The sequence below is a fragment of the Flavobacterium aureirubrum genome (genome assembly GCF_038739835.1).
GTDB classification, from domain to species: domain Bacteria; phylum Bacteroidota; class Bacteroidia; order Flavobacteriales; family Flavobacteriaceae; genus Flavobacterium; species Flavobacterium aureirubrum.
This window is the reverse complement of sequence record NZ_JBCGDO010000006.1, coordinates 1-21498: the sequence shown is the minus strand read 5'-3', so window position 1 is coordinate 21498 and position 21498 is coordinate 1. Positions and strand designations below refer to the sequence as shown.

At 33.4% G+C, this 21498-nt stretch carries 24 protein-coding genes and 1 pseudogene; 18 read left to right on the top strand and 7 right to left on the bottom strand.

What is annotated here, in order from left to right; genetic code table 11:
• Positions 1 to 161: 161 nt before the first annotated feature.
• On the bottom strand, positions 162 to 707 hold the full coding sequence (locus WFZ85_RS06320) for a Riean_0653 family protein (RefSeq protein WP_342695443.1): 546 nt from the start codon (positions 705 to 707) through the stop codon (positions 162 to 164).
• 298 nt (positions 708 to 1005) lie between these two features.
• Between WFZ85_RS06320 and WFZ85_RS06315 the strand changes: the two genes are divergently transcribed.
• The 3 genes from WFZ85_RS06315 (at position 1006) to WFZ85_RS06305 (ending at position 3755) form a co-directional block, all read left to right on the top strand.
• A complete protein-coding gene (locus WFZ85_RS06315; RefSeq protein WP_342695442.1) occupies positions 1006 to 1221 on the top strand; it encodes a hypothetical protein in 216 nt (71 codons plus the stop codon).
• Positions 1222 to 1360: 139 nt separating this feature from the next.
• Complete coding sequence (locus WFZ85_RS06310; RefSeq protein WP_342695441.1) at positions 1361 to 3583, top strand: TonB-dependent receptor family protein; 2223 nt, start codon at positions 1361 to 1363, stop codon at positions 3581 to 3583.
• 46 nt (positions 3584 to 3629) lie between these two features.
• Positions 3630 to 3755, top strand: coding sequence for a FeoB-associated Cys-rich membrane protein (locus tag WFZ85_RS06305; protein WP_342695440.1), 126 nt, complete (start codon positions 3630 to 3632; stop codon positions 3753 to 3755).
• Here the strand turns inward: WFZ85_RS06305 and WFZ85_RS06300 are convergent.
• The 3 genes from WFZ85_RS06300 to WFZ85_RS06290 form a co-directional block, all read right to left on the bottom strand.
• On the bottom strand, positions 3752 to 4570 hold the full coding sequence (locus WFZ85_RS06300; RefSeq protein ID WP_342695439.1) for a ZIP family metal transporter: 819 nt from the start codon (positions 4568 to 4570) through the stop codon (positions 3752 to 3754). The two genes, WFZ85_RS06305 and WFZ85_RS06300, sit on opposite strands and share 4 nt — an antisense overlap.
• 2 nt (positions 4571 to 4572) lie before the next feature.
• Positions 4573 to 5220 (bottom strand): metal-dependent transcriptional regulator, encoded by a 648-nt coding sequence (locus WFZ85_RS06295; protein WP_342695438.1) that lies wholly within the window; start codon positions 5218 to 5220, stop codon positions 4573 to 4575.
• 67 nt (positions 5221 to 5287) lie between these two features.
• Entirely contained in the window at positions 5288 to 5662 is a 375-nt protein-coding gene (locus tag WFZ85_RS06290) for a Fur family transcriptional regulator (protein WP_342695437.1), read from the bottom strand.
• Between the two features lie 80 nt (positions 5663 to 5742).
• Here WFZ85_RS06290 and WFZ85_RS06285 point away from each other — a divergent pair, with 80 nt between their 5' ends.
• From WFZ85_RS06285 to hisIE, 13 genes are all read left to right on the top strand, one after another.
• The gene (locus tag WFZ85_RS06285; protein ID WP_342695436.1) at positions 5743 to 6090 is read left to right on the top strand and encodes a MerC family mercury resistance protein; all 348 of its coding nucleotides are present in this window, start codon (positions 5743 to 5745) and stop codon (positions 6088 to 6090) included.
• Between the two features lie 9 nt (positions 6091 to 6099).
• On the top strand, positions 6100 to 6867 hold the full coding sequence (locus tag WFZ85_RS06280; protein ID WP_342695435.1) for a cupin domain-containing protein: 768 nt from the start codon (positions 6100 to 6102) through the stop codon (positions 6865 to 6867).
• Positions 6868 to 6869: 2 nt separating this feature from the next.
• Positions 6870 to 8108: a GTP-binding protein gene (locus WFZ85_RS06275; protein WP_342695434.1), complete on the top strand. Its 1239-nt coding sequence runs from the start codon at positions 6870 to 6872 to the stop codon at positions 8106 to 8108.
• Positions 8109 to 8222: 114 nt separating this feature from the next.
• On the top strand, positions 8223 to 10268 hold the full coding sequence (locus WFZ85_RS06270; RefSeq protein ID WP_342695433.1) for a TonB-dependent receptor plug domain-containing protein: 2046 nt from the start codon (positions 8223 to 8225) through the stop codon (positions 10266 to 10268).
• A gap of 46 nt (positions 10269 to 10314) precedes the next feature.
• Positions 10315 to 11463 carry a lycopene cyclase family protein gene (locus WFZ85_RS06265; RefSeq protein WP_342695432.1) on the top strand — a complete coding sequence of 383 codons (1149 nt, stop codon included), beginning with the start codon at positions 10315 to 10317 and terminating at the stop codon, positions 11461 to 11463.
• A 260-nt stretch (positions 11464 to 11723) separates the two neighbouring features.
• Positions 11724 to 12581 carry an ATP phosphoribosyltransferase gene (hisG, locus tag WFZ85_RS06260; protein WP_342695431.1) on the top strand — a complete coding sequence of 286 codons (858 nt, stop codon included), beginning with the start codon at positions 11724 to 11726 and terminating at the stop codon, positions 12579 to 12581.
• Between the two features lie 15 nt (positions 12582 to 12596).
• Positions 12597 to 13886, top strand: a complete 1290-nt coding sequence (gene hisD, locus WFZ85_RS06255) for a histidinol dehydrogenase (RefSeq protein ID WP_342695430.1) — start codon at positions 12597 to 12599, stop codon at positions 13884 to 13886.
• Positions 13879 to 14892, top strand: coding sequence for a histidinol-phosphate transaminase (gene hisC / locus WFZ85_RS06250; protein WP_342695429.1), 1014 nt, complete (start codon positions 13879 to 13881; stop codon positions 14890 to 14892). Before hisD ends, hisC begins: the two co-directional genes overlap by 8 nt.
• The gene (hisB, locus tag WFZ85_RS06245) at positions 14889 to 15980 is read left to right on the top strand and encodes a bifunctional histidinol-phosphatase/imidazoleglycerol-phosphate dehydratase HisB (protein WP_342695428.1); all 1092 of its coding nucleotides are present in this window, start codon (positions 14889 to 14891) and stop codon (positions 15978 to 15980) included. Before hisC ends, hisB begins: the two co-directional genes overlap by 4 nt.
• The gene (gene hisH, locus WFZ85_RS06240) at positions 15977 to 16555 is read left to right on the top strand and encodes an imidazole glycerol phosphate synthase subunit HisH (protein ID WP_342695427.1); all 579 of its coding nucleotides are present in this window, start codon (positions 15977 to 15979) and stop codon (positions 16553 to 16555) included. Before hisB ends, hisH begins: the two co-directional genes overlap by 4 nt.
• A gap of 107 nt (positions 16556 to 16662) precedes the next feature.
• The gene (hisA, locus tag WFZ85_RS06235) at positions 16663 to 17376 is read left to right on the top strand and encodes a 1-(5-phosphoribosyl)-5-[(5-phosphoribosylamino)methylideneamino]imidazole-4-carboxamide isomerase (protein ID WP_342695426.1); all 714 of its coding nucleotides are present in this window, start codon (positions 16663 to 16665) and stop codon (positions 17374 to 17376) included.
• A complete protein-coding gene (gene hisF / locus WFZ85_RS06230; protein WP_342695425.1) occupies positions 17370 to 18122 on the top strand; it encodes an imidazole glycerol phosphate synthase subunit HisF in 753 nt (250 codons plus the stop codon). The genes hisA and hisF overlap by 7 nt, the downstream gene beginning before the upstream one ends.
• A complete protein-coding gene (gene hisIE / locus WFZ85_RS06225; protein WP_342695424.1) occupies positions 18119 to 18715 on the top strand; it encodes a bifunctional phosphoribosyl-AMP cyclohydrolase/phosphoribosyl-ATP diphosphatase HisIE in 597 nt (198 codons plus the stop codon). Before hisF ends, hisIE begins: the two co-directional genes overlap by 4 nt.
• On the opposite strand, the gene WFZ85_RS06220 is transcribed toward hisIE, so the two are convergent.
• Positions 18631 to 19089 carry a hypothetical protein gene (locus tag WFZ85_RS06220; RefSeq protein ID WP_342695423.1) on the bottom strand — a complete coding sequence of 153 codons (459 nt, stop codon included), beginning with the start codon at positions 19087 to 19089 and terminating at the stop codon, positions 18631 to 18633. The genes hisIE and WFZ85_RS06220 overlap by 85 nt on opposite strands.
• Positions 19090 to 19222: 133 nt before the next feature.
• Here WFZ85_RS06220 and WFZ85_RS06215 point away from each other — a divergent pair, with 133 nt between their 5' ends.
• Together WFZ85_RS06215 and WFZ85_RS06210 are read left to right on the top strand one after the other, a co-directional pair.
• Entirely contained in the window at positions 19223 to 19633 is a 411-nt protein-coding gene (locus WFZ85_RS06215; RefSeq protein WP_342695422.1) for a BrxA/BrxB family bacilliredoxin, read from the top strand.
• Between the two features lie 120 nt (positions 19634 to 19753).
• Complete coding sequence (locus WFZ85_RS06210) at positions 19754 to 20125, top strand: hypothetical protein (RefSeq protein WP_342695421.1); 372 nt, start codon at positions 19754 to 19756, stop codon at positions 20123 to 20125.
• 104 nt (positions 20126 to 20229) lie between these two features.
• On the opposite strand, the gene WFZ85_RS06205 is transcribed toward WFZ85_RS06210, so the two are convergent.
• Positions 20230 to 21030 (bottom strand): glycosyltransferase family 9 protein, encoded by an 801-nt coding sequence (locus WFZ85_RS06205; protein ID WP_342695553.1) that lies wholly within the window; start codon positions 21028 to 21030, stop codon positions 20230 to 20232.
• Positions 21031 to 21328: 298 nt separating this feature from the next.
• Positions 21329 to 21498, bottom strand: a pseudogene (locus tag WFZ85_RS06200) (IS982 family transposase); the annotation flags it as partial.

The following is a 21498-nucleotide window of genomic DNA, read 5'->3' as shown; positions in this document are numbered from 1 at the left end:
TTAAATTGTTAAATTTTCATAGTTCCTATTTTTCATAATTTTGAAAGATGAATTGAACAAAGTTGAACGGTTGTTTAATTTGATTTTTTACTGAAAGACTGTTCGCTTTTCGAATGGTCTTTCTTTTTTAATTTTTTTTCTATTTCATTTGTTATATAATTTTAGTTAGTGTATTGCATATCAAATCTTCCATTAGTAATACTAATAGTTTCTTCTGTTAAAATATCCTTTGCTTCAAATTCAAACGTGCCTGACATAATGAAGTTTTGAGTATCAAATCGTGTAAAATGAATTTGACCTGTATAGTTGGTGTTTGTTTCATATTGAGTTATACCTCCAATATTTGTTGAATATGTGCCATTTCCACCAACAAAATCATCTTCTAAAAAATCACTAATGTTAAGTGTGTAAGTTTGTCCTTCTTGTATGTTAATTTTACTCAAAGAAATTTGCCCATCTTTAAAACCACTTTGCGTGTTTTCATCCCAATTAATAACAAGATAGAATTCACCATCAACAAATTGATAAAAATTGTTAAAGCTTGAATTATCAACAAAAGCTTTGCCGTTGACTAAACAGCCAATAGTTTGTGCACCAATTTGTGTGGCTGGAGGAAGTTTTTCTAGTTCTGTTTTGGGTTTGTCGTCTTCTTTATCGCAACTGCTTAAAGTAAAAGTTGTGAGCAGGATTAACAGTAGTTTTTTCATAGCCTAATATCTTATAAATGAATATTTTGTAAATCTATAAAAAAAAAAAAACAGCTTTACCATTTTTTTTAACATTTAATTGTTAAAGTTTTTCTTATGATTTGTTTGCTTTATTTAAAATTATAGTAAACAAAGTGAAATAGTTTATAAATCCATAGACTTTCAAAGACCTTTTACTCCTTAAACAGTCTTTTTTGGTTTATTTTATTGAAATTGTACTGTAGTTATTTTATTTTGTATTGAATCGCTCGTCATCGTTTTCAATGATGTGAAAGAACAATGAACCATAAAATCGAGAATGCAAGAAGCTACGTTTCCTAACGGAGAAAAAATATTTACATTACCTACAGGTGTTTCACTCCTACTCTTTTATGCCATTGCGTTACAATGTGGTGCCACGGTAGCGATTGTTAAAAGAGAAACCAACTCTTGGAAATGGACACTTATCCAGCTTTTTGGCATGGGAATTCTCGCTTATTTGTTTGCTTTTGTTGGTTATTCGCTCTTAAACTAAATCAACAAATGTTAATTTTTTTGTCATTCAATAATGACAATCAATACCTTATAAAGTAAGCTCATTTTTTTATTATTTATAATTTGTCTAAATAAAATTTAGCTTCTATATTTGCAATGTAGATTTAATCTAAATAAAAATGAAAAATACATTTGCATTGCTGTTACTTACTTTTTGTTTCCTATCTCAAGCTCAAGAAAACGATCTAGCTTACAATGACACAATAAAAAGATTGGCTCCAGTGATTCTTACACCAAAACAACAAAGCCCAGAAAGAATGCCAGAAATAAAAGAAAACGTACTTTTTTCTGGTAAAAAAAATGAGGTTTTGAAACTTTCAAACATCAATGGAAATTTCACCACTAATAATGCCAGAGAAATTTTTGCTAGAATTCCGGGTGTTACTATTTGGGAAAATGAAGGTTCAGGTATTCAAATCAATGTTGGAGTTCGCGGTCTAAGTCCAAACAGAAGCTGGGAATTAAACACAAGACAAAATGGCTATGATATTTCATCGGATGTTTTTGGTTACCCTGAAGCCTATTACAATCCTCCGTTAGAAGCGGTTGAGACTATAGAATTGGTTCGTGGTGGTTCTTCTTTGCAATTTGGACCACAATTTGGCGGCATGCTAAATTATGTGTTGAAAAGAGAAACCAAAAAGAAGTTTTCATTTGAAACACAAAACACTGTTGGAAGTTATGGTTTGATGAGTAGCTACAACGCCATTGGTGGGAATTTTAAAAAGTTCTCCTATTATGTATACAATCATTCCCGAAGCGCCGATGGTTGGAGAGAAAACAGTGAATACACAGTTCGAAATACGCACGCATTTGTGGAATATCGTTTCACGGAGAACACCAAACTATCAGCTGAATACACCAACATGGATTATCAAATGCAACAAGCTGGCGGTTTAACCGATGAACAATTTAACGCCAATCCAAGACAATCGTTACGAGAGCGAAACTGGTTTGGCACGCCTTGGAATGTGTTTTCGATAAATTTTGACACTAAAATAAATGATAATTTTACTTCAAACACGAAACTATTTGGACTTATCGGTGAACGAAATAGTGTGGGTTTTATTGGTACGCCAAATGTTGTAGATGATCTAACAAACCGTAGAGTAGATCGCGATTTATATGAAAATTATGGATTAGAAAATAGAAATATTTATAAATACAAATTAGGAAAAATCAATAATAATCTCGCCTTTGGTGTGCGTTTGTATAAAGCCAATACGCAACGACTTCAAGATGGTCGTGGTACAACAGGTTCTGATTTTGATATATCAATTGATGGACGCTACGTTCGTGATTTAAACTTTACAACCGAGAATGTAGCCGTTTTTGCTGAAAATCAATTTAAAGTAACTGAAAAATTTAGCGTGACACCAGGAGTTCGTTATGAATACATTCAAAATTCGGGCGATGGCCGATTTGGAATTAGTAACGGAAATGATGTTGCTATGCCCAATAAAAACATTTCAAGAAGTCAACCGCTTTTTGGATTGGGATTAGAATATAAATTTAGAACGACCAATATTTATGCGAATATTACACAAGCGTTTAGACCTGTTTTATTTTCCGATTTTACACCGCCAGCGGTTACTGACGTTATTGATCCAAATCTAAAAGATGCTAGCGGTTTCAATGCCGATTTAGGTTTTAGAGGAACATTTAAAAACTACTTAAACTTTGATTTTAGTTTGTTCTATCTGAGCTACAACAATAGAATTGGCGGTATCAGACAGTTTGTAAACAATGATCCTACTCAAGGCACTTTCCTTTTTAGAACCAATCTTGGAGAAACAGTAAACAAAGGAATTGAAGGATTTGCCAACTTAAATATTACACGATTATTCGAAATTGAAAAACCCTTTGGAAATTTAGATTTCTTTGCATCGGTGAGTTTTATTGATAGTCGTTATACTGATTTTAAAATTTTTACCGTAGTTCCAATACCAGATAGTAATCCACCAAGTGCAACTATTAGAGAAACCAATCTTTCTGGTAATAGAGTAGAAAACGCGCCGAGATATATTCATAATTTTGGTCTTTCTTGGAGTAATAATAACATATCGGCAACAGCACAATACAGAATGTCTGGGCGAATTTTTACCGATGCTAATAATACTACGACACCTTCAACTAATGGCGTAACAGGAATTTTAGACGATTATCGTGTTTTTGATTTATCGACTGAATATAAATTCCTGAAAAACTATAACATTCGTGCCGGAATTAATAATTTATTTGATGAAGAATATGCCACACGAAGAGCTGGCGGTTATCCTGGACCAGGAATTTTGCCAGGCGAAGGAAGAACATTCTATATTTCGATAGGCGCTAAACTTTAACATAAAAAAGGTTCTCTAAAGTTAGAGAACCTTTTACATTTGTACTATGGATATTCAAGAAATATTGGTTTATGTAGTTTTGATTGTGGCGCTTGGTTTTCTTGTGAGAAAGTTTTTTTGGAAATCAAAATCAAAGAAAAACTGCGGTAATGGCGATTGTGGTTGTCATTAACCCAAAGCCACATCTAGTGTCATCATTACTATAAATCCGCTTATTAAACCCAATGCAGCAATATCAGTATTCTTATCTTGTTGGGTTTCGGGAATTACTTCTTCTACAACTACAAATATCATGGCGCCAGCGGCAAAGGCTAAAGCATAAGGTAAAAGTGGTGTAAAAAATGTTACAGCAACTGCACCCAAAACACCAGCAATAGGTTCAACAATAGCCGAAGACTGACCATACATAAAACTTTTCCAACGACTCATTCCCATTCTGCGCAATGGCATAGAAACGGCAATACCTTCAGGAAAATTTTGAATTCCAATTCCGATAGCTAAAGTAACAGCACCAGCGATTGATGCTTCGGGAATTCCAGCAGCAACTCCGCCAAAAAGCACTCCAACCGCCAAACCTTCCGGAATATTATGCAATGTTATGGCTAAAACTAACAATGTCGTTCGTTGCCATGGCGATTTTACGCCTTCCGTTTCTTTAAAATTAATGTGTAAATGAGGAAGCAATTTATCCAATCCAAAAATAAATAAAGCACCCAAAGCAAACCCTACAGCTGCTGGAATTACTTTTACAAATCCTTCGCCTTTACTCATTTCAATGGCTGGCGCCAATAAGCTCCAAAAACTGGCTGCTATCATCACACCACCTGTAAAACCTAACATTCCATCAAGAACAACACGGTTCATATTCTTAAAAAAGAAAACAAACGATGCACCAAATGCCGTTAAAAACCAAGTAAATAATGTAGCATATAAAGCCGCTAAAACTGGATTTATACTTTCGAAATAGTCTATTATTGTTTCAAACATAATTAGTGAACGTATAAGTTAGTTGCTATTTTGTTAGATATCGTAATATGTTTTGAATTGACCTCAACCAATAATGTGTCATCAAAACTTTCTTTTTCTTTCACTACAAAAGTGGAACCCAAAGCTATTTTTTGTTTGTCTAAATATTTCAAAAAATCGGAAGACGAATCTTTTACACCAATACATCGATATTCTTTGTTTAATTCAACTTCTGAAAGCAATAGTTTAGTCACTTTTTTTATTTCACCGTCAGCATTTGGAATGGGATCGCCATGTGGATCAAAATCAGGAAATCCTAAAAAACTATCCAACTTATTAATTAAAGATTCTGATTTAATATGTTCTAATTCTTCGGCAATATCATGTACTTCATCCCAAGAAAAATGCAACTTTTCGACCAAAAAAACTTCCCACAATCTGTGTTTTCTAACAATCATTTTAGCCGAATGAAATCCTTTCTCTGTAAGTGTAACACCTTGGTATTTCTGATAGGAAACCAATTCTTTGTCAGAAAGTTTTTTTAACATGTCAGTCACAGAAGATGCCTTAGTGTCTAACATCGCTGCAATTGCATTTGTATTTACTCCTTTGGGTGAAACCAGTGATAAGTGATAAATTACTTTTAAGTAGTTTTCTTCAGAGGTTGTCATTTGAATTTTTTTATCAAAAATACAAATTTTTAGAAAAGCAAATAAAATATTTAGATAAATCTAAAAATTAATTGCATTTTGGACAAATACCTGTAACTGTGAAATTAAATGATTTAACGGTATAATCTTTAGAAAGTTGAATTACGGGTTTTACCATTTCTATACAAGTTGTAGTCTTGCATTTTTCGCAATTAAAATGAATATGGTCATGAGAATGATGTGCTGTATGATTGCAAGCGGCATATTTTATAGTACCATCAGAGGTTACCACTTTATGCACATTATCTTCATTAACTAAACGTTCAAGAACTCTGTAAATGGTAACTCTATCGCATACACCATTTGTTAAAGTTAGTAACTCAGCATGAGATAAAGCCGCTTCTGCATTTTTCAATACGTTTAAAATAGTGGTTTTGGCAGTGGTATTTCTAAATTGTTTCATAAAAATATTATTGCAACAATGTTGCATTAATAAAAAAATATTTATATTTGCAACTCAATTGCATTAACAAAGGTATAAAAATGAAACACACAACTCAAAAATTATATGATTTTTTAGGAATTTCGAGTGCAACCTTGTGTTTAGTTCATTGTTTATTTGTTCCTTTTCTTGCCATTCTTCCTTTGAGTACTTTTAAGAGCATTTGGATAGATATCCTATTTTGTAGTATTGCTTTGCTAGCCACGTCTAAAATTATAATGTCGCCATGTACGAAAACTGTAAAATTAATTTTAGGCATATCTATTTCAATTATTTTGGTTAGTGTAATGATTGAAATCATTTTACATACTCATTTTGAAGGCATGCTACTTGGCGGAATAGGATTGATTATTGGTCATGGTTTAAATTATAAAAATCATAAACATTAATTCTAAATTATGGAACATAACGAAAGAAGAGAATTTATAAAAATGAGTGCCTTAGCGTTTGCTGGAATCGCATTACAACTTAATTCGATTAGTGCGTTTGCTCAACAATCTAATTTATTTCAAGGAAAAAGTATAAATCCTGGATTAAATTGGGATTCATTTCTATCAAAAGTAACCAAATTAGCTAGTGAACAATTTGAGCCAAATTGGAACCAAAAAGAGTACATAAAAGCAGTGCAAGCACTTTTGCTCCAGTGTAAATTTCCCGAATTTGAAAATGTAAAAAAAGAGTTTGTTGGTTATACAGATAAAAATAAAAACTGGTTTGAACATTCGTTGCTTCATAAAGAGTTTAATTTTCAAGTGTCATTATTGCAATTTGAAAAAGGCGAATACATCTCACATCACAATCATCCTGACATGTGCGGTGTCATCAATATGGTTACTGGAAATGCCTTGGTGAAAAACTATACACTTCACAAAGAACTCGAAAAAACAAAAAAGCAATCTTACAATGGACAAACCTATACTTTAAAATCATGTGTGCTTGAAGAAACCAAAAAAGAAATTCTAACACCTGGAAACACCAGTATCTTGACTTCAACAAAAGGAAATATTCACTCTTTAATGCCTAATGAATTTACGCAATTAGTAGATGTTTTTACGCCTGCCTACAACGAAAAAAATGAAGCAGCTTCGATTTGGTACCAAGTTAATGAAGAAATAAATTTTGAAAATAATCCTAAACTATTTGAAGCAGAATATGCATTATCATAATTATGAAAAAATTACCCGTAACCGTCTTATCAGGTTTTCTTGGTGCCGGAAAAACCACTTTACTCAATCATATTCTTCATAACAAAGAAGGATTAAAAGTTGCCGTCATTGTCAACGACATGAGCGAAGTAAATATTGATGCCAATTTAGTGAAAGCCGAAAACACTTTGTCTAGAACCGAAGAGAAATTAGTAGAAATGAGCAACGGCTGTATTTGTTGCACACTTCGAGAAGATTTAATGCTTGAGGTAGAAAAACTGGCCAAAGAAAATCGCTTTGATTATTTACTTATCGAAAGTACTGGAATATCTGAACCTATTCCCGTTGCTCAAACGTTCACTTTTGTAAATGAAGAAGAAAATATCGATTTGTCGCGTTTTAGCTATATCGACACCATGGTTACTGTTGTTGACGCTTTTAACTTTTTCAAAGATTTTGGTAGTGCCGAAACTTTGAAAGATATAAAAGCATCAGACATAGAAAATGACGAAAGAACTATTGTAAACCTTTTGGTTGACCAGATAGAATTTGCCAATGTCATTATTTTAAACAAAACCGATTTAGTTACCAAAACTGAATTAGAATTACTTGAAGCATCAATAAAAAAATTAAATCCTGTTGCCAAAATCATCCATTCAGAAATGGGAAAAATTCAACCTAAGGAAATTATGAATACAGGTTTATTTAACTATGAAGAAGCTGAAGTTTCTGCTGGATGGATACAAGAACTAGAAGGAATTCATACTCCTGAAACCGAAGAATATGGCATCAGTTCGTTTGTTTTTAGAGATTACAGACCATTTCATCCGTATCGTTTTTGGGAATTTATTTCCAATTTTCCCTCAACAATTATCAGAAGTAAAGGATTGTTTTGGATTGCTTCAAGACCCGATCAAGCATTAAATTGGTCTCAAGCTGGCGGCTCAATAAAATCAGAAGGTGCTGGAGTTTGGTGGGCAAGTATGCCGTTTTCTGAACGTATAAAGTTTCAAAATTTTGTAGACAATCAAGAAATTATAGAAGAACGTTGGTCGTTAGATTTTGGCGATAGATTAAACGAGTTAGTCTTTATAGGAATTAAGATGAATGAAGCCGAAGTTAGAAATCAATTAGTTAGCTGTATTTGTAATGATGATGAGTTAATGGAATTACAAGATGGTTTCTTCTCAAGTAAAGACCCATTTCCAGTTCCAAAACAATTCTATGAAAATAACAATGGTCGTGCTGTTTTTCATGACTAAATCACTTGGTTTTTGGTTAAATTAGTGATTAATCGGCTTGTTGAAATAGCAAGCCGATTTTATTTGTGTTAATCAAAATTAATTTTTAGTTTTGTCTAAATATTTTATGTTAAAATGAAAAAAATTATTTTTATAGTTTATATTTTATCACTCTCAACTTTTGCTCAAACTACAACTGATACCGTTTCAAAAAAAGAAACCAATGAGCTTGAAGAAGTAGTAATTTCAGGAACTTTAAAAGCGGTAAAACGATTAGAAACGCCAGTTCCTGTTGAAGTCATTACAACTACATTCTTAAAGCAAAATCCGACCAGTACTGTTTTTGATGCTTTGCAAAACGTAAACGGTTTGCGTCCTCAAAATAATTGTAATGTTTGTAATACTGGCGACATTAGAATAAATGGTCTTGATGGTCCGTATACCATGGTTACTATAGACGGAATGCCTATTGTTAGTGCGCTCGGAACGGTGTATGGTTTATCAGGAATTCCAAATTCTATGATTGAACGAATTGAAGTAGTAAAAGGTGCTGCGTCTACACTATATGGTAGTGAAGCTGTTGGCGGATTAATCAATATTATTACCAAAAAATCAAAGACTGCGTCATTATTTACCGCTGATATGTTTACTACTTCTTGGTTAGAGAATAATATTGACTTAGGTTACAAGGCATCTATCGGCAAAAAAGTGGATGCGCTTTTCGGGGTTAATTATTTTTCATATAACAATCCAATAGACAATAACAACGATAATTTTACAGACATTGCGCTGCAAGACCGCGTTTCCTTTTTTAGTAAATGGAACATCAATCGAAAATCAGAAAAAGAGTTTAGTATCGTTTCCCGCTATCTATATGAAGATCGTTGGGGTGGCGAAATGCAATGGAACAAAAATTTTCGTGGCGGCGATGAAGTATATGGCGAAAGCATTTACACCTCGCGTTATGAACTTTTAGGAAAGTATCAATTGCCCGTAGCAGAAAAGATGTACCTGCAATTTTCATTCATTAGCCACGACCAAAATTCGGTTTATGGAAATTCATTTTATTTAGCCAATCAAAAAATTGGGTTTGGACAATTTCTTTGGGATAAGAACATAAAAAATCATTCACTACTTTTTGGAAGTGCTTTTCGTTATCAATTTTATAATGATAATACGCCAGCAACTGCCACTTCTGACCATTCCAAAATCTACAGTCTTTTTGTACAAGACGATATAAAATTTTCTGAAAAGACAGGATTACTACTCGGTTCTCGTTATGATTATAACTCAGCTCACGGCTCCATTTTTACACCACGAATTGCATTGAAATGGAAACCTACGCAAGAGGATATTTTGCGATTAAATTTTGGAACCGGTTTCAGGGTTGTTAATTTATTTACAGAAGATCATCAAGCACTTTCAGGCGCAAGAGAAGTAGTTTTGGTCGACAATTTAGAGCCAGAAACATCGTATAATGTCAACTTAAATTACTTAAAAAAATATAAATTGGAAAGCTTAGGAGTTCTAAATTTAGAAATGTCTTCGTGGTATACTTATTTTACCAATAGGATATTTGCGAATTATGACCTCAATCCCAATCAAATTATTTACGACAACTTAAATGGTTTTTCGAAAATTTTTGGTCTAAGTGCGAATGCCGATTGGATAACTCCATTTGGTGTAAAAGCCACAGTTGGCGCTAGTTATTTTGACCCAATAACACAGCAAGATGGTGTATCTTTTGTGCCTTTGTTTACCGAAAAATATTCGTTGAACTGGGCGATTAATTATGAAATACCCGAATGGTTTCTTTCCTTTGATTATACTGGAAATCTTACTGGTCCGATGCGATTACCATTACTTAGCGAACTTGATCCACGCCGCGAATATTCGCAACCTTTTAGTATTCAAAACATACAGTTTACATATAAAAAATTCAAAAATCTTGAAATTTATTCTGGCGTGAAAAACATTTTTAATTGGACACCCAATCGCGGAAATCCTTTTTTAATAGCAAGAGCCAACGATCCATTTGACCAAAATGTTCAATTTGATGGCAACGGAAATGCGGTTCCAACTGCCGATAATCCGTTTGGTTTAACCTTTGATCCAACCTATGCATATGGTCCAAATCAAGGCGCTCGTTTTTTTGTCGGATTAAGATACCACATTGATTAACGTTTATTTCATTTTTTATAAGGCTTAGAATCATTACTTTTGAGCCATGCAGAAATACGATTACATTTTTACTGGCTCGGGTTTATCAGCATTGATGACGGTTTATGAAATGATAGTGTCTGATAAATTTCAGGATAAAACCATTTTATTATTGGATGAAAATCCAAAAAAGAGCAATGACAGAACCTGGTGTTTTTGGGACGATACCGCTATGTTTGATTCTATTTTGTCAAAAAAATGGGATTACGCCCTTTTTGCCAATGAAAATTTTCAACGAAATCTTGACCTGAAACATTATCAATATAAAATGATGCGTGGCTTGGATTTCTACAACATGATTTTTGATTTAATCTCTAAAAATAAAAACATCCATTTTGCCCACAAAAAAGTAATCCATTTTCAAGAATTTGACGACTATTGTGAAGTAAAAACAACTTCAAACGGTTTGGAAGAAATTTACAAATGTGATAAAATTTTTAATTCCATATTCAACCCAGAACTAGTAAAGAAACAATCGGAATATCCATTATTACAACAACATTTTATTGGCTGGTTTATCAAAAGTAAAGAAGCTGTTTTTAATCCAAACGCAGCAACTTTTATGGATTTTTCCGTGGAACAAAGAGGAAACACACGTTTTATGTATATTCTGCCGACTTCTTCGACCGAAGCATTACTAGAGTATACACTTTTTTCAGCCGACTTGCTTGCAACCGAAGAATATGAAACCGAAATCAAAAAATACATTCAAAAATTAGGAATTACTGATTACGAAATCGTCGAAAAAGAACAAGGAAATATTCCTATGACGTGTTACAAATTTTGGAAACACAACACCAAAAACATTATTAACATCGGTTCTGCTGGTGGTTGGACAAAAGCAAGTACTGGTTTTACATTTAAAAATGTCACCAAAAAATCGAAATCGCTGGTTTCCTTTCTACTACTTGAAACTGATTTTACAAAATTCCATAAAATGGATAAATTTTGGCTTTATGATTTACTTTTTATTGACGTTTTACATAAAAATAATGAATTAGGTTCAAAAATATTTTCTTCTCTTTTCAAAAAAGGAAATCCCACCATGATCTTTAAATTTTTAGATGAAGAAACAACTTTGTGGGAAGATGTTGTTATAATGTCAAAATGTCCATCATTACCATTTTTAAAAGCTTTATTTAAAAGAATGTTGTAAAGTAGTACCGTTAACAACTGTTAAATTTTATAAAATATAGTTTTCAATCCAAAAGTTATGGCTAGTTTTGGCCATTCAAAATATAATAATGAACAAGATTATTGCACAATTACATCATCATCATTCTTGCAACCAGGCGAGTTAATGATGTATTGTAGCTAATCAAATAACATAATTAAAAACCCGTCTGAGTATATCAAGTCGGGTTTTTTGTATTTATACACTTCGCGATATACTCAGATTTTATTCTAAATTAAAAAATGAGTACTTTAAAAATTGCGGTTCAAAAAAGTGGCCGACTGAGTGAAAAATCACTCCAACTTCTAGAAGAATGTGGCATCAAAATTTCTAATGGCGAACGAAAACTGAAAGCTGTTGCCCAAAACTTTCCTATCGAAATTTTATTCTTGCGTGACGATGATATTCCGCAATATGTAGAACAAGGCGTTGCTGATATCGGAATTCTAGGCGAAAATGAAGTTTGGGAAAAAGACAAAGAAGTAAAAATTATCCAACAATTAGGTTTTGCAGGTTGTAGAATGTCGTTGGCTATACCAAAAGACGAAATCTATACCGATTTAAACTATTTCGAAGGCAAGCGTATTGCCACAAGTTACCCAAAAATTCTGATTGATTTTTTTGCCAAAAACAACATTTCAGTTTTCATCGAAGAAATCAGCGGAAGCGTTGAAATTGCTACAAGTATTGGTCTAGCTGATGCCGTTTTTGATATTGTCAGCACCGGAAGTACACTTTTAATGAACGGATTGAAAGAAGTAGCAACCGTTACTAAAAGTGAAGCGGTTTTAATTTCAAATCCAAATCTAACACCAGAAAATCAAGCAATTCTTGATAAATTATTGTTCAGAATGCAAGCCGTTCGCGAAGGTAAACAGAACAAATATATTTTGTTGAACGCACCAAATTCTGCTATCGAAAAAATTTGTTCATTATTACCCGGAATGAAATCACCAACTATTTTACCACTAGTAAATAAAGATTGGAGCAGTTTGCACTCGGTTATAAAAGAAGACGATTATTGGGAAATTATTGAACAACTCAAAAATCTTGGTGCCGAAGGAATTTTAATTATTCCAATAGAAAAAATGATTCGATAATTCAATAAAATAATCATGAAAACTTACATAAATCCAAATGCAGAACAATGGAACGAATTGGCAAAACGCAAAACCGTTGCTACTGCCGATTTAAACGAAACCGTGAAAGCTGTTTTTAACGACATCCAAAAAAACGGAAGCAAAGCTGTAAAAAAATACACCAGTTATTTTGATGGTGTATCAATAGAAAATTTTGCAGTAACTCCATCAGAAATTGAAAATGCGGTTGCCCAAATTCCAACCGAATTAAAAAATGCGATCCAAATTGCAGCAGATAATATTTCGAAATTTCACAGTTCTCAAAAAGAAATTCCGACTAAAATCGAAACCACTTCAGGTGTTTTTTGTTGGAGAGAAAGTCGTGCGATCGATACTATCGGAATTTATATTCCAGGCGGAACAGCTCCACTTTTTTCAACAGTTTTAATGTTGGCAATTCCGGCAAAATTGGCAGGTTGCAAAAACATAATTTTGTGTTCGCCACCAGACAAAAACGGCAACATTAATCCAGCGATTTTGTATGCCGCACAATTGACAGGTGTAACTCAAATGTATAAAGTTGGAGGTATTCAAGCGATTGCAGCAATGACTTTTGGAACTGATGAAATTCCGAAAGTTTCAAAAATATTCGGACCAGGAAATCAATATGTAACTGCTGCCAAACAATATTCGCAACAATTAGGATTAGCTATCGATATGCCAGCTGGACCAAGTGAGTTATTAGTAATTGCCGATGCAAGTTGTGATCCAGAGTTTGTGGCATCCGATTTACTTTCGCAAGCAGAACATGGAGGTGATAGTCAGGTAATTTTGGTTACTAATTCAGAAGAAATTGTATCAAAAGTGACATTAGCTATCGGAAATCAGAAAGCCATTTTACCACGAGAAGCAACAGTAGAAAAAGCATTAGAAAACAGTCGTGCTTTGGTTTTTGAAGATATTAAAACAGCAATAGAATTCAGTAATTTTTACGCACCAGAACATTTGATTTTAGCTATTGAAAATGCTGAAGATAAAATCAATTTAATCGAAAATGCAGGTTCAATTTTCCTAGGAAATTATAGTTGTGAAAGTGCTGGAGATTATGCCAGCGGAACCAATCACACTTTGCCAACCAATGGTTATGCTAAAAATTACAGTGGCGTTTCGTTAGACAGTTTTGTAAAGAAAATTACAATTCAAAAATTAACATCACAAGGTATTCAAAATCTTGGGCCAACAATAGAAATTATGGCTGCTGCAGAGCAATTAGACGCACACAAAAACGCAGTTTCCATCCGATTAAAAAAATTACAAAATGGATAATATCACTAATTTAATTCGAAAAAATATTCTCTCGCTTACGCCTTATTCGAGTGCGCGCGACGAATACAAAAGCAATGAAGGCATCTTTTTGGACGCCAATGAAAATCCGTTTGGGAAATTAAATCGTTATCCCGATCCTTACCAATGGCGATTAAAACAAATCCTAAGCAGTCAGAAGAAAGTCGGAATTGAAAATATCTTAATTGGAAATGGAAGCGACGAAATTATCGATTTGGTGCAACGTGTTTTTTGCGAACCTAATGAAGATAAAATCATCATTTGTCCACCAACCTATGGCATGTATGAAGTTTACGGAAATATTAATAATCTAGAAATTATTTCGATTCCATTAACCGAAGATTTTCAATTAAATACTGAGGCCATTTTAGCTACAAAAGCAAAAATTTTACACTTGTGTTCACCCAACAATCCGACTGGAAATTCATTAGAAAATCTAGAATTTATAATTGAAAATTTCAACGGAATTGTGTTTTTAGACGAAGCGTACATTGACTTTAGTGAACAACCTTCGTTGGTTTCAAAAATTAAGCAATATCCCAATTTAATTGTTTCACAAACCTTCAGTAAAGCGCGAGGTTTAGCGGCAGTTCGAGTTGGAATTGCTTATGCCAGTGACACCATTATTTCAGTATTGAATAAAGTAAAACCACCATATAATGTTAGTCAGTTAAACCAAGAAGCCGCAGTACAATCGCTTGCTGACGAAGCCAATTTCAAATCAAATGTGCAACTGATAAAATCAGAACGAGAATTGCTAAAACAATCTCTTTTGGCATTAGATTTTGTGTCGAAAATTTATCCTTCAGATGCTAATTTTTTATTGGTCGAAATGGAAAATGCAACCGCCATTTACAACAGTTTAATCGAACAACAAATCATTACACGCAACCGAAGTTCGGTAGTTGAAAATACCATTCGAATTACCATTGGAACACCAAGAGAAAACCAACAATTATTGTATGCTTTAAATTTAGTTATGTCATGAAGAAGGTATTATTTATAGATAGAGATGGCACGTTAATCATCGAGCCACCAATCGATTTTCAAGTCGATAGTTTAGAAAAATTGGAGTTTTATCCACAAGTTTTTCAGTACTTATCACGCATTGCAAAAGAACTCGATTATGAGTTGGTTATAGTGACCAATCAAGACGGAATGGGAACCGATTCGTTTCCAGAAAACACGTTTTGGCCAGCACAAAATAAAATGATGAAAGCGTTTGAAAACGAAGGAATTCAATTTTCTGATGTTATTATTGATGTGTCATTTCCAGAGCAAAATTTGCCAACAAGAAAACCCGGAACTGCGTTATTGCAACAATATGTGAAAGGCAATTACGATTTAAAAAATTCCTTCGTAATTGGAGATAGAGTTACTGATATTCAATTAGCAGAAAATTTAGGAAGTCAGGCGATATTTATTTCGGCTACAGCCCATGAAAAAGCGGTTTTATCAACGACTTCTTGGGAAACTATTTATCAATTTTTAAAGGAACAACCTCGAGTTGGAAAATTAATTCGAACAACAAAAGAAACCGAAATTGCGGTCGAAATCAATTTGGATGGCAACGGAAAAAGCAACATCAATACTGGTTTAGGATTTTTTGACCACATGCTCGACCAAATTGCCAAACATGGAAATATCGATTTGAACATTAGCGTAAAAGGCGATTTGTATGTTGATGAACACCATACGATTGAAGATGTTGGAATTGCTTTGGGAGATGTTTTTTCACAAGCTTTAGGTTCGAAAAAAGGCATTACACGTTATGGATTTTTACTTCCGATGGACGATTGTTTGTCGCAAGTGGCTATTGATTTTGGCGGTCGTTCGTGGTTGGTTTGGAATACAAAATTCAGCAGAGAAAAAATCGGAGAAATGCCAACCGAAATGTTCTCACACTTTTTTAAATCGTTTTGCGATGGCGCCAAATGCAATTTGAATATCAAAAGTGAAGGCGAAAACGAACACCACAAAATAGAATCGATTTTCAAAGCATTTGCAAAAGCAATAAAAATGGCAGTGCAAAAAGACGGAACAAACGGCATACCAAGCACTAAAGGAATTTTATGATAGCAATAGTAAAATACAACGCAGGCAATATTCTTTCGGTTAAAAATGCGATAGAAAGATTGGGTTATTCCTCCATCGTTACTGATGACGAAACTATTCTAAAATTAGCCGAAAAAGTAATTTTCCCTGGCGTTGGCGAAGCAAGTTCGGCGATGAAGTATTTGAAGGAAAAAGGTTTGGATGAAGTAATCAAAAATCTAACGCAACCAGTTTTAGGAATTTGCCTCGGTCAACAATTATTATGTAAATTTTCGGAAGAAGGAAACACCGAATGTTTAGGAGTTTTTGATACAACCGTTAAGAAATTTGAACCCAAATTGAAAGTACCACACATCGGCTGGAATAATATTTCAAAGTTAAACTCTGAATTGTTTGAGGGAATTGCATCTGATGAAAATTTCTATTTTGTACACAGTTTTTATGCCGAAATCTGTCAAGAAACCACAGCGGTTTGCGATTATATCGTTCCGTTTAGCGCTTCGATGCAAAAGGATAATTTCTATGCCACACAATTTCATCCTGAAAAATCATCCAGCGAAGGCGAACGATTATTACTAAACTTTTTGAAATTATAAATACGCAAAAAATGTTAACCATTAAGATATTAAGTTGCATTAAGATTTATACTTAATTTTCTTAATTCACTTAATGGTTTAAAAAAAAAGTAAATGGTAAACAAATTATGAGAATCATTCCAGCCATAGACATCATCAACGGAAAATGCGTCCGATTGACCAAAGGCGATTATGCCACGCAAAAAATATATAACGAAAATCCGCTAGAAGTTGCCAAATATTTTGAAGACAACGGTATCGAATATTTGCATTTAGTGGATTTGGACGGAGCAAAATCACAGCAAATTGTCAACCATAAAGTGTTGTATCAAATTGCTAGCAAAACCAAATTGAAAATCGATTTTGGTGGCGGATTGAAACAACGAAAAGACCTCGAAATTGCTTTTGAAAACGGAGCCAATCAAATTACAGGCGGAAGCATTGCTGCAAAAAATCCAATCGAATTTTTAGAATGGTTGACTGAATTTGGAAGTGACAAAATCATTTTGGGCGCCGATTGTTTGAATAGAAAAATTGCTACTCATGGTTGGTTAGAAACTTCTGAATTGGATGTTGTTGATTACATTTCAGATTATGTTTCAAAAGGAATTTCAACAGTTATTTGTACCGATATTTCCAAAGATGGAATGCTGCAAGGAACGTCTAATGAATTGTATTCTAATATTTTAGAAAAGACAAAAGTCAACTTAATCGCAAGTGGTGGTGTTACAACGATTTCCGATTTAGAACTTTTAAAAACTATAGGTTGCGAAGGCGCAATCATCGGAAAAGCATTGTATGAAGGCACAATAAAAATCGAAAATCTACGCGAATTATGTTAAAGAAAAGAATCATTCCGTGTTTGGATATTAAAGACGGACGCGTTGTAAAAGGCGTTCAATTTCTTGAACTGAAAGATGCAGGAAATCCAGTGGAGTTGGCTTCGTTTTATTCTAAAAACGGTGCAGACGAATTGGTGTTTTTAGACATCAGTGCGACCTTGGAAAAGCGAAAAACATTAGCCGAAATGGTAACGCAATTGTCGAAAGAAATCAATATTCCGTTTACGGTTGGCGGTGGAATTCAATCGGTTGAAGATGCGCGATTATTACTGCAATCTGGTGCCGATAAAGTCAGTATTAATTCCGCTGCCGTTTTAAATCCAGATTTGATTTCGCAAATTTCAGATGCTTTTGGAAGTCAGAGTTTAGTAGTTGCTATCGACATCAAAAAAGTGGAAAATGATTGGCTTGTTTTCAGCAAAGGCGGAACAGAAAGCACGGAAATTTTAGCCATCGATTGGGCAAAAAAAGTCGAAAAATTAGGCGCAGGCGAATTACTAGTAACCTCAATGAACAACGATGGTTCGAAAAACGGATTTGCATTAGACATTACCAATGCCATCAGCGAAGCCGTTTCTATTCCAGTAATTGCTTCTGGTGGCGCAGGAAATTCGCAGCATTTTATAGATTTATTTACCAAAACCGAAGTCAGCGCCGGATTAGCAGCAAGTATTTTTCACTTTAATGAAGTGCCGATTTCCGAATTAAAAAACGTTTTAAAAACTCAAAATATTCCCATCAGATGAAGATAGATTTCTCAAAAAACAACGGATTAATTCCAGTAATTATTCAAAATAACGAAACAAAACAAGTTTTAATGTTGGGTTATATGAACGAAGAAGCGTTGCAAAAAACACAAAAAGAAAATGTGGTGACATTCTTTAGCCGAAGCAAAAATAGGTTGTGGACCAAAGGTGAATCTTCGGCGAATTTCTTAAAAGTAATTTCCATAAAAGAAGATTGCGATCAAGATGCATTGCTCATCCAAGTAATTCCCGACGGACCAACATGCCACAACGGAACGACTTCTTGTTTTGCCAACGAAGCCCAAATTTCATTTCTAAATGAACTAGAGAATATTATAGATGATCGCATTTCAAATCCAAATTCAGAATCGTATGTAGCATCTTTATTTCAAAAAGGAATTAATAAAATCGCCCAAAAAGTAGGAGAAGAAGCAGTTGAATTAATTATTGAAGCCAAAGATAATGACCAAGATTTATTTTTGGGCGAAGCCGCCGATTTGTTGTTTCATTATTTGATTTTGCTGAAAGCTAAAGGATTATGTTTAAACGATGTTGAAAAAGTATTGGAAAGTCGTGTGAAGATTAGGGAATAAAACTTATTACACCGTCTTTTCAATATTAAAATGGTTGATGATTTTAGAGAAATAACAGAAACTAAAAATAAAAACGTTAAAAAGGCCATTGTCCTAAAAGCTTCTGTGGTTTGAACAAGTGCTTCATTATTTCTTTGCAAATGAAAAAGCAATCTTTTTTTATTTTCTACATCTGAAACATCATAAGGATATCCTGGGAAAACATGTGGTATTGTAAGTGTCAATAACAAAATAGCTATCCCATAACTAAATAAAAGGTATTGCAACATTGACTTCAAATTGTTTTTTCTTTGCACAAAGAAATAACCAATTGCAAAAACAATTAGCAATCCTATTTCAATATAAAACGTATCAACTTTATCTAAAAATTCCATGAAATTATTTTTTGATATGTAAACATAACAAATCTTTATGAATTCTTTAAAACTTCCCTTTAGATTTCTCATTATCTTTGCAATGGATTTTTTAAATCTGAATTTTTATATCTAAAATCTAATATTTGTAATTATGTATCCAGAAGAAATGGTATTGCCAATGCGAGCTGAACTTTCATCGGTTGGTTTTCAAGAATTATATACAGCAGAAGAAGTAAAAAATGCAATAAAAGCTGAAGGCACTACACTAGTGGTTGTGAATTCAGTTTGTGGTTGTGCAGCAAGAAACGCTCGTCCTGGAGCGAAAATGAGTTTAGATGGCACAAAAAAACCAGATCATCTTGTAACTGTTTTTGCTGGCGTAGATAAAGAAGCAGTAGATGCTGCGCGTCAACACATGTTTCCGTTTCCTCCTTCATCACCAAGCATGGCTTTGTTCAAAAACGGCGAATTGGTTCACATGTTAGAGCGTCATCACATTGAAGGAAGACCAGCCGAAATGATAGCTGAAAACTTGAAAGACGCATATGCTGAATTTTGTTAGTAATCGATTAAAAAAATAGTTCTAATCCTGTAAATCTTAAATTTTGCAGGATTTTTTTTTAGAGCAACGCAACCTTTTTACATTACAAACATCATTGTAAAAAAATGTAAATAATATCAAATGAAAAAAATTGTGTTTTTACTATATGTTCTAGTATTGATTAGTTGTACAAATAATGATAGCTCATCAGACGAAATTACTCAGGAACAACTTGTTCAAAAGAAGCAAGAGATTTTGAATTATATAAATTCTTTCGAATGTACAGGAAGTTGCAACTATATCGCATTTGGCTCAAAACCATGTGGTGGACCAAGAGAATATTTGGTTTTTCCTAGCACAGTGGATTTTTTTGTAATTAATGATTTAGTGACAGAATATAACGAAATGGATAATTTATTCAATATTCAAACCGGTGCAGTTTCAGACTGTATGCTTGTCACTCCTCCAACAAATTTAGATTGTGTAAACGGTGATTGTGTCATTTTAAATTAATTTTTAGTTACAACGCAACCATTTCTATAATTAGTCATCTTATCTAAAATTGCTATAAATTAAAAAGTTGCTGTGAAAAAGAAACCCTTTCAATTGAAAAATTGTTAGGGTTTTTTTATAAAACTTGGTATTTTAAAAATGGCTTTTTGCTCCAACAAAACATTCAATATTTCTTCTTCTTCATCAGAGTAATGTTCTTGGAATTGATTGTTAAAAATTGACTTTACAAATGTTTTAATTTTTTCATCAATAAAAGTAATGTTCAATTCATTGTCACCAATTTTCAATTTCCAATTAGAATCCTTATTTTCAATCTCGATAGTTGGATTTACAACTAAATAATTAGTGTCACTCGGATATGTTTTTTGCAACAAAGTATATAATCCACCGATTACTTTTTTGGTACTTATTGATGTCAAACATACTTTATGAGCACAATTCATGATTACATCATAATTACATTTTAAATTACAATTTCCAGGTTTTCCCCAAATAATTTCGTTTTGCTCAGAAAAACTTCCCCATGAACCTGGACCAGTCGGACCATAAATTCCAACGGTTGGTGTGTTAAAACCTCCAGCAACGTGAGTAATTCCTGCATCATTCCCAATGTGAAACAACGCTCCAGCCATAGCGTTACCAACATCGTTTAAATCACCAGTAACTAACTCAATATGTGAATATTTTTTTGATAATAGCGCTACCGGATTGGGATCGTCTTTGCCTAAAATAATTTTACAATTTAAAGAGGGAAACAATTCGAAAAGCGTTTCAATTAACTCGGCATAATTTTTTGTAGGCCAAATTTTCAACAAAAATCCTGCGCCAGGATGAATCGTATAATACGGATTTTCAAAATTGGTGTTTCTCTCAAAATAAGGAAATCCTTCGTTTTTGTTTGAGATTTTATTGTGAAATCTCGCAATTGCATCTATATAATGTTGGATTGAATGTTGCTTAACTTTCTTTCCCGTAATGTAATTTATTTGATTGAACGATCTATCAAAAATTGGGTAATTTCCAAGTTCAATTACTTTGTCAAAAGTGCCTTCTTGAAGTTTAATTTCTTTTTCATCAACTACATTTATTCCTTGTAAATGTTTGCTAAAAAACGAAACCAGTCTTGTACTAACGGCAAAAGTGACACTATCAGAAACTTCTTTTAACCCGTTGGGTGTAATTAAATTAACCCGTTGGGTGTAATTAAATTATTTGATTTTTAATATTATTTATTGGTCTATCAAAGATGAATTTATTGATATATTGAACCAATGTTAATGCTGTTATTTTGGCTAAAATTCTTGTTTTAAAACCTTCAAAAGTTTTAGCATAATTGTTTCTAATTCTGAACTGGTCACATAATTGTGAAAATA

What these genes read in the sequence shown, in the direction of transcription:
- WFZ85_RS06320 (WP_342695443.1), bottom strand. Translation starts at nt 707, where the DNA reads ATGAAAAAACTACTGTTAATCCTGCTCACAACTTTTACTTTAAGCAGT.
- WFZ85_RS06315 (WP_342695442.1), top strand. Translation starts at nt 1,006, where the DNA reads ATGCAAGAAGCTACGTTTCCTAACGGAGAAAAAATATTTACATTACCT.
- WFZ85_RS06310 (WP_342695441.1), top strand. Translation starts at nt 1,361, where the DNA reads ATGAAAAATACATTTGCATTGCTGTTACTTACTTTTTGTTTCCTATCT.
- WFZ85_RS06305 (WP_342695440.1), top strand. Translation starts at nt 3,630, where the DNA reads ATGGATATTCAAGAAATATTGGTTTATGTAGTTTTGATTGTGGCGCTT.
- WFZ85_RS06300 (WP_342695439.1), bottom strand. Translation starts at nt 4,570, where the DNA reads ATGTTTGAAACAATAATAGACTATTTCGAAAGTATAAATCCAGTTTTA.
- WFZ85_RS06295 (WP_342695438.1), bottom strand. Translation starts at nt 5,220, where the DNA reads ATGACAACCTCTGAAGAAAACTACTTAAAAGTAATTTATCACTTATCA.
- WFZ85_RS06290 (WP_342695437.1), bottom strand. Translation starts at nt 5,662, where the DNA reads ATGAAACAATTTAGAAATACCACTGCCAAAACCACTATTTTAAACGTA.
- WFZ85_RS06285 (WP_342695436.1), top strand. Translation starts at nt 5,743, where the DNA reads ATGAAACACACAACTCAAAAATTATATGATTTTTTAGGAATTTCGAGT.
- WFZ85_RS06280 (WP_342695435.1), top strand. Translation starts at nt 6,100, where the DNA reads ATGGAACATAACGAAAGAAGAGAATTTATAAAAATGAGTGCCTTAGCG.
- WFZ85_RS06275 (WP_342695434.1), top strand. Translation starts at nt 6,870, where the DNA reads ATGAAAAAATTACCCGTAACCGTCTTATCAGGTTTTCTTGGTGCCGGA.
- WFZ85_RS06270 (WP_342695433.1), top strand. Translation starts at nt 8,223, where the DNA reads ATGAAAAAAATTATTTTTATAGTTTATATTTTATCACTCTCAACTTTT.
- WFZ85_RS06265 (WP_342695432.1), top strand. Translation starts at nt 10,315, where the DNA reads ATGCAGAAATACGATTACATTTTTACTGGCTCGGGTTTATCAGCATTG.
- hisG (WP_342695431.1), top strand. Translation starts at nt 11,724, where the DNA reads ATGAGTACTTTAAAAATTGCGGTTCAAAAAAGTGGCCGACTGAGTGAA.
- hisD (WP_342695430.1), top strand. Translation starts at nt 12,597, where the DNA reads ATGAAAACTTACATAAATCCAAATGCAGAACAATGGAACGAATTGGCA.
- hisC (WP_342695429.1), top strand. Translation starts at nt 13,879, where the DNA reads ATGGATAATATCACTAATTTAATTCGAAAAAATATTCTCTCGCTTACG.
- hisB (WP_342695428.1), top strand. Translation starts at nt 14,889, where the DNA reads ATGAAGAAGGTATTATTTATAGATAGAGATGGCACGTTAATCATCGAG.
- hisH (WP_342695427.1), top strand. Translation starts at nt 15,977, where the DNA reads ATGATAGCAATAGTAAAATACAACGCAGGCAATATTCTTTCGGTTAAA.
- hisA (WP_342695426.1), top strand. Translation starts at nt 16,663, where the DNA reads ATGAGAATCATTCCAGCCATAGACATCATCAACGGAAAATGCGTCCGA.
- hisF (WP_342695425.1), top strand. Translation starts at nt 17,370, where the DNA reads ATGTTAAAGAAAAGAATCATTCCGTGTTTGGATATTAAAGACGGACGC.
- hisIE (WP_342695424.1), top strand. Translation starts at nt 18,119, where the DNA reads ATGAAGATAGATTTCTCAAAAAACAACGGATTAATTCCAGTAATTATT.
- WFZ85_RS06220 (WP_342695423.1), bottom strand. Translation starts at nt 19,089, where the DNA reads ATGGAATTTTTAGATAAAGTTGATACGTTTTATATTGAAATAGGATTG.
- WFZ85_RS06215 (WP_342695422.1), top strand. Translation starts at nt 19,223, where the DNA reads ATGTATCCAGAAGAAATGGTATTGCCAATGCGAGCTGAACTTTCATCG.
- WFZ85_RS06210 (WP_342695421.1), top strand. Translation starts at nt 19,754, where the DNA reads ATGAAAAAAATTGTGTTTTTACTATATGTTCTAGTATTGATTAGTTGT.